This is a genomic window from Stutzerimonas stutzeri SDM-LAC (genome assembly GCF_000235745.1).
Lineage (GTDB): Bacteria > Pseudomonadota > Gammaproteobacteria > Pseudomonadales > Pseudomonadaceae > Stutzerimonas > Stutzerimonas stutzeri_H.
In genome coordinates, this window is record NZ_AGSX01000141.1 from 76,383 (window position 1) to 83,369 (window position 6,987).

The 6,987-nt window shown below is 63.0% G+C and carries 4 protein-coding genes; 3 read left to right on the plus strand and 1 reads right to left on the minus strand.

Going from position 1 to position 6,987, the window contains the following annotated elements:
- Positions 1–24: 24 nt before the first annotated feature.
- Positions 25–1,122: a carboxynorspermidine decarboxylase gene (locus PSTU_RS0114975; RefSeq protein ID WP_019341839.1), complete on the minus strand. Its 1,098-nt coding sequence runs from the start codon at positions 1,120–1,122 to the stop codon at positions 25–27.
- A gap of 263 nt (positions 1,123–1,385) precedes the next feature.
- Here PSTU_RS0114975 and mksB point away from each other — a divergent pair, with 263 nt between their 5' ends.
- The 3 genes from mksB (at position 1,386) to mksF (ending at position 6,313) form a co-directional block, all read left to right on the plus strand.
- On the plus strand, positions 1,386–2,672 hold the full coding sequence (gene mksB / locus PSTU_RS0114980) for an Mks condensin complex protein MksB (RefSeq protein WP_019341840.1): 1,287 nt from the start codon (positions 1,386–1,388) through the stop codon (positions 2,670–2,672).
- Between the two features lie 108 nt (positions 2,673–2,780).
- On the plus strand, positions 2,781–3,470 hold the full coding sequence (mksE, locus tag PSTU_RS0114985; RefSeq protein ID WP_019341841.1) for an Mks condensin complex protein MksE: 690 nt from the start codon (positions 2,781–2,783) through the stop codon (positions 3,468–3,470).
- Positions 3,467–6,313, plus strand: coding sequence for an Mks condensin complex protein MksF (mksF, locus tag PSTU_RS0114990; RefSeq protein WP_019341842.1), 2,847 nt, complete (start codon positions 3,467–3,469; stop codon positions 6,311–6,313). The genes mksE and mksF overlap by 4 nt, the downstream gene beginning before the upstream one ends.
- The last annotated feature ends 674 nt before the right edge of the window (positions 6,314–6,987 follow it).

Consider the following 6,987-nt stretch of genomic DNA (forward strand, 5'->3'; position numbering starts at 1 on the left):
GTTTCACCCCCTTGTACTGCGGCCTCAGGAAAGGCTGGACAGGTAATCGTTAAAGTCGAACTCACGAACCACCTCGACGCTGCCGTCGAGCTGCTTGACCACGATGGACGGCATTTTCAGGCCGTTGAACCAGTTCTTCTTGACCATGGTGTAGCCTGCCGCGTCGATGAACGACAGCCGATCGCCGATGGCCAGCGGACGATCGAATTGGTATTCGCCGAAGATGTCCCCGGCCAGACAGGATTTGCCGCACACCATGTAGCTGTGCTCGCCGTCGTTGGGCGCCATCTTGGCGTTCAGGCGGTAAATCAGCAGGTCGAGCATGTGCGCCTCGATGGAGCTGTCGACCACCGCCAGGTTCTTGCCGTTGTACAGGGTGTCGAGCACCGTCACTTCCAGCGACGCACTCATGGTGATCGCCGCTTCGCCAGGCTCCAGGTAAACCTGCACGCCGAACTTTTCCGAGAACGCCTTCAGGCGCGCGCAGAAGGCATCGAGCGGGTAGCCTTCGCCCGTGAAGTGGATGCCACCGCCAAGGCTGACCCACTCGACCTTCTCCAGCAGATGGCCGAAGCGCTCCTCGATGGTGGTCAGCATCTGGTCGAACAGCTCGAAGCTGGAGTTCTCGCAGTTGTTGTGGAACATGAAGCCGCTGATCTTGCCGATCACCGCCTCGATCTTCGCCGGATCGTGCTCGCCAAGACGGCTGAACGGCCGCGCCGGGTCGGCCAGCAGATAGTCGGAACTGCTCACCTGCGGATTGACCCGCAGGCCGCGGATGGTGCCCTCGGTGCCAGCCTCGAAGCGCTCCAGCTGACCGATGGAGTTGAAGATGATCTTGTCGCAGTTGGCGACCATCTCTTCGATCTCGTCGTCGGCCCAGGCCACGCTGTAGGCGTGGGTTTCGCCGGCGAACTTCTGCCGGCCGAGCTTGAGCTCGTACAGCGAGGACGAGGTGGTGCCGTCCATGTACTGCTGCATCAGGTCGAACACCGACCAGGTAGCAAAGCACTTGAGGGCCAGCAGCGCCTTGGCGCCGGAGTGTTCGCGCACGTAGGCGATCTTCTCCAGGTTGCCCAGGAGCTTCTGTTTGTCGATGAGGTAATACGGCGTCTTGATCATGTCTAGGTGCCCCCAGGTAGTTCGCCCGGCGGGAGCCGGCAGCTCCCCGTTTGCAAAAGCCGCGAATTGTGCCGATTACCAACGCATATCGGAATAGTTTTTCAACACTTCGTCATCATTCAGGACATCCGGTAATGCCACTATCGGCGGCTAACGCCGATGGCAGACAGCCTAGCCCAGGTGCGATGACGTTCGGGTGAATTACCGCCTGACGTCACGCAGTGCGTTTTCCAGTCGCCGGGCGGGCCTTCACCCGAAGCTCAATGCAGTACAATTTGCGCTTTTTCACTGGCTGGACTGGCGCCCCGATGATCGAACCCAAGCGCGTACTGCGTGCCCTCGCCGAACACTGGACGTTGCTCGAGCCGTTGTGCGAGCGTTTCGACGCCGGCACCCTGAGCCTGATCGAACTTCGTCATCAGCTGGCCGCACAACTGCCCGAAGGCACGCCCACCGATATCACTGCGCTGCTCGACCAGTGGATTCGCCTGGACATCCTGGTGCCGGTGGCGAAGAGCCCCAATCGCTTCGAGCTGAACGCACAGATCCACGACTTCCTCGCCTACCTGCGCCGCGAGCATCGTCTCGGCCTGTGCCTGGAGATCGAGGCCTACCTGCGCCACCTGGAGCGTCTGGCCGGACATATTCTCGATGCCTTCGAGATTCGCGACGGCAACGATCTGGCCCGCCAGCTGCGCCTGCTGGACATGCGCGTGCGCGATGTACTGAAGAAGCTTGATAACGACGAACAGGCACTGGTCGCCGTGGCCGACCGGGCCAAGACCAGCGACCGCCAGATCCCGCTGCGCCAGCGCTATGCCGAGGTGCTGGCGACCTGGGACGAATACGTCGAGCCGATGATCCAGCTGGTCTCCGCCGAAGGCGCCTTCGAGCAGGGCGTGCACCGCGTCGAGCAGGTGCTGATGAAGCTGCTCGGCGAGCAGCAGCGCCTCGGGCAGCTGGTGGACGACGATCTCCTGCTGCGCACCCATGCACGCATCCTGGAGATGCAGACCACCGCCCAGCTGACCCTGCGCAAGGCCCGCGAGCTGTTGCTGCCGCTGCGCGAGGAAGCGCGTCGGCACAACGCCGTGACCCGAGGCGCCGCGCTGGCGCTGTCGGCGATTCGCAAGAAAGGTCTGGACGCCGTGCCGCAGGCCTCGCTGCCGCTATTCACCCGTCCGCAGAGTACCTTTCTCGGCACCGCCAGCCAGGTCGAGGCCTACGTCTACGCCCTGGCCCGCTTTGAGCCGAAACCGGCGCAGTTCCCGCGGGCCAGCGGCAAGCGCAAGGGCGAGCAGCCGCGCGCACCGCGCACCGCCCGCGAGATGATCGACCGCTGCCAGCAGGCACTGCCGCTGCCGGACCTGATGGCCTGGCTGTTGGAGCAGGAACCAGAAGGCGCCACCGACGAGCTGCTCTACTGGTTCTCGCGCCTGTCGCGTGATGCCCGCTTCCAGCGCGACCGCCTGGAACGCCGCGAATACCTGACCCGCGAGCACCGCGTCAGCCTCAGCTCCTTTGCCCTGGTGGCCAATGCCAATGGCTGACTCCTACGTAGGGTGGACAACGCGCAGCTTGTCCACCGCTGACACCGAACTTTCCGGTGGAAAAGGCTGCGCCGTTTTCCACCCTACGATTGCCTGTGAGCCACATCTATGAACATCGACCTCAAGGAAATGACCCAGCTGGCGCCGATCTTCCGCGAGCTGTTCAAGGGCTATCATCTGTCGCGCAGCGAGCCGAAGCCCTACGCCCAGCTGTCGAACATGCAGGACCAGTACCGCGCGCTGTTCAAGGCGCTCGGCTTCGAGCTGGTCTGCGATCCGCGCGGCTTCTATTACTTCGTCCCCGAGCAGATGGGCGCGCAGGTGAACAAGACCGCCCAGCGTCTGGCGCTGTTCACCTTCATCCTCGTCGAGCACCTGGCCGACCAGGGCCGCGATCCGCTGGCCGTGCTCGACGGTGGCAGCCTGGGCCGCGACGAGCTTCCAGCGCTGCTGGACAAGTACCGCGACCTATTTCAACAGGCCGAGGTCACCAGCCAGGACGAGCTGGAAGAAAAGGTCATCCGCCGCCTGACGCAACTGGGCTTCGCCGAGGACAGCAATGGCGTCTATCGCTTCCTGCCGCCCATGCATCGTTTCCTCGACGTCTGCCTGTCGGTGCAGCAAGACCGCGATCTTGCCGCCAGCCTGCACAGCAGCGACCTGCCGCTGCCAGCACCCGAGCTGATCGCCGAAGACGAGAGCGAGGACGACATCATCCTCATCGAGGCAGCGGCCGAAGAATCGGAAGAAGAAGCCTTGGCGCGCGCCATCGCCGAAGAAAAGGAGCTTGAAGCATGAGCCAGGAACGCTACGGCATCCGCCGCTTCGCCCTGCTGAACACCGCCGGCTACAGCCTCGGCATCTTTCCGCTGGAGAATCCGCTGTCGGTCTACGGCGCCAACAACCTCGGCAAGTCCGCGTCGATCAACGCGCTGCAGTTTCCGATCCTGGCGCGTATGTCGGACATGAGCTTCGGCAAGTACAGCCTCGAGCAGTCGCGCAAGTTCTACTTCGCCTCGGACACCAGCTACATCCTCGTCGAAGTCATGCTGCCCCACGGCCCGCACGTGATTGGCGTCGCCGGCCGCGGACCGGGCGGCGGCTTCGGCCACCAGTTCTTCGTCTACCAGGGCTCGCTGGATCTCGACCACTACCAGCAGAACGGCACCTGCCTGCGCCAGCGCGAGCTGTTCGCCAACCTCGAACGCGCCGGCATCAAGGCCTACGAGGCCAAGCCGGACGAGCTGCGCCGGCTGCTGGTCGGAGGGCATACCTCGATCCCGCTGGACATGACGCTGATCCCGCTGCGCTCGACCAGCGAGCAGAGCCTGAAGACCTTCCGCGCACTGTTCATTAACCTGCTGCATATGCGCGAGATCACCGCAGCGAAACTCAAGCAGCTGTTCCTCGACGCGTTCGAGCACAGCCTGCGCTCAGGCAGCGTCGACTACATTGCCGCCACCGAAGAAGCCTTCCGCGACGTGCGCCGCATGGAGCAGGACTACCAGGCGCTGGTCGCCGCCGGCCCGCTGGTCGAGGCACTGGCTTCCGGTGTCGCTCAGCGCGAACTGCTGCGCGGCAAGCTGCATCGCCTGTCGCCGCTGCTCGACAACCTCCTCGGCACCTGGCACGACTACGCCGATGCGCGCAAGGAAGAGCTGGTGATCCAGGCCGAGCACTACCGTCGCGAGCAGGACGGCCTGCAGAACGAGCAACGCGGCTCGACCGGCGAACTGATGCGTCTGGAGCGCGAGATCAGCGAAACGCAGCGCTGGCTCGGCGAGCTGGCGATGTTGAAGAACCGCTTCGCCCTCGTCGAGGACGCCCATGTGCTGGAGCAACAGCTGCTCGCCGCCAAGGACGCCCACGACGAGCTGGCCGGTGCGCTGGCGCAGTCCCGCCAGTTCTCCAGCGAGGACCTCGACGAGCGTCTGCGCGACCTGGAAAAGCGCCTCAAGTCGGTCAAGCAGCAGCTCGACCATGCGGACAACAACAGCTACTCGCGTTTGCGCGAGGAGTTCTCCCAGGCCGATGTGGATCGCTTGATGCGCCTGTTCAACGGCCAGCTGTTCAGCCTGCCGCTCGGTGAAAAAGGCATCAGCGCCGAAGGCGAGGACTGGGTCAGGGCAGTCGAATCGGTGCTTGATCGTTTTAAGGGCGACACCTTCTCGGTGCCGGGCCTGTCCATCGACCTTTCGCATATCGAACCGCCGGCCTTGCAGGCGCTCGCCGACCGCGCCGCCCTGCGCGACCAGAAAGATCGCCTGGAGCGCGAACTCAAGCAGCTCAAGACCCAGCATGCGGTGGCCGTCGACCGCGCGGCGAGCAAGGCCCAGGCCGAGGCGCTGTATCAGGCCGTGCTGGATGCGCAGAAAGCACTGGAAGACTTCCGCCGCAGCCAGACCCTGGCTGCCGAGGAGCCGGCGAAGCTGGAACAGCTGGCCCAGGCCGAGGCCGCCCAGGAAGAACTCAAGCGCACCAGTGACGCCTTCGCCGAGCGCGTGCAGCACCTGTCCGCCAAGCTGCAGCTGGTCGGCCGTCAGCTGGCGGATCTGGAAGCCAAGGAGCGCACGCTGGAAGACGCCCTGCGCCGTCGCCAGTTGCTCCCAGCCGACCTGCCATTCGGCACACCGTTCATGGATCCGGTGGACGACTCGCTGGATAACCTCCAGCCGCTGCTTAACGACTATCAAGACAGCTGGCAGGCATTGCAGCGCGTCGATGGTCAGATCGAAGCGCTTTATGCGCAGGTGCGTCTCAAGGGCGTCGCCAAATTTGATAGCGAAGAAGATCCAGAGCGCCGCCTGCAGCTCTTGGTCAATGCCTACGCCCACCGTCAGGACGAGGCGCTGACCCTGGCCAAGGCCCGCCGTGCCGCGGTCACCGACATCGCCCGAACGCTGCGCAACATCCGCAGCGACTACGAGAGCCTGGAACACCAGCTGGCGCTGTTCAACCGCGAGATCAACAAGCGCCAGGTTTCCAACCTGGCGAGCTTCCGCATCGTGCTGGCGCCGAACAAGGATGCGCTCAAGCACATCGACCAGATCATCCACAGCGCCGGGCAGTACGAGGAAGGCGAGACGCTGTCGGTGTTCGATCTGTCGCAGTCCTCCGAACAGGACGCCAGGAACGAGGAAGCCAAGGAGTACCTGGCGCGGCTGGTGGCGGCGAACAACAACCAGCTGGGCCTGAAAGACCTCTTCGAGCTGGCGTTCGAGATCACCAAGGTTGGCGGTCAGCCGGTGATTCATACCGACATCGATGGCGCGGCGTCCAACGGCACCACCATGACCATCAAGGCGCTGACCAACATGTACCTGTTGCTGCACCTGATGGATCGCGAGCAGGCCGGGCGCATTCGTCTGCCCTACTACCTGGATGAAGCCGCTGATATTGACGAGCGCAACCAGCAGGCGCTGATTGAAACCAGCTCGCAACTTGGCTTCGTGCCGATTCTGGCCTCGGTAAAGCCGCAGGTCTCGGCGCATGTGGCCATCGACCTGGAAGGCGGCAGCAGTCCGAGCGGGATCTACATCGACGAGGCGGACTGGAAGTTCATCAGACGTCGTGAACAATCCGAGCCAATGCCGCGCACGGGCGATCAAAGGCGCGTAGAAAAGACCGAAGCGGTTAGCTGAATCGAATACCAGCCAGCCTGATACACGGGCTGGTTAACTCTCTCCTTCGTTCCCGCTTCTGAATCCAAACGCTTTCATACTCGAGCTGTGCAGCCTGCCACGCCAGTGAGCGTCAACCCAACGGCCAAACTTGCATCGAAAGCAATAGCGTCAGGCATACGCTCTTAGATCACACCGTAACCGTTTCTTTGGGGCCCAACCCCCCATTCCAGGACCCTGTTACGACTCGTGCAACGCGCGAGCTTAAGCAAGCGAAGCGCAACAGCTCCCCTGCGCGCGCCCTGTGGTGTTGAGAAAAGACACCGGCTGCTCCTACAACTCACCAGTTTGCTGCCACACCCAAACAGCGCATGGGTCGCGTCCAGCCTCGGGGAGGCAGTGCCGGCGGCGCTACGGGTTTGAAAATGGTTTCATGCCGCGCTTAGTATGCATCGGCGCATCATTACCTCCGGACAAGCCGCCAACGTGCTGCTCAGGCGCTATCGGAAGGGCACATGATGAAGAGACACTGGTTGCCGTGGGCAAAATCAGCAGAAGAACTTGCGGCAGCCATGAATCATAACGACACACGCAGAGCCCAGCGAAGCTTTCCACCGCCCAAAGACAAACCCCCGACCATCTATTGATGATCGGGGGTTTGGTGTAGAAGCTTGACGATGACCTACTCTCACATG

What these genes read in the sequence shown, in the direction of transcription:
- PSTU_RS0114975 (WP_019341839.1), bottom strand. Translation starts at nt 1,122, where the DNA reads ATGATCAAGACGCCGTATTACCTCATCGACAAACAGAAGCTCCTGGGC.
- mksB (WP_019341840.1), top strand. Translation starts at nt 1,386, where the DNA reads ATGCAGTACAATTTGCGCTTTTTCACTGGCTGGACTGGCGCCCCGATG.
- mksE (WP_019341841.1), top strand. Translation starts at nt 2,781, where the DNA reads ATGAACATCGACCTCAAGGAAATGACCCAGCTGGCGCCGATCTTCCGC.
- mksF (WP_019341842.1), top strand. Translation starts at nt 3,467, where the DNA reads ATGAGCCAGGAACGCTACGGCATCCGCCGCTTCGCCCTGCTGAACACC.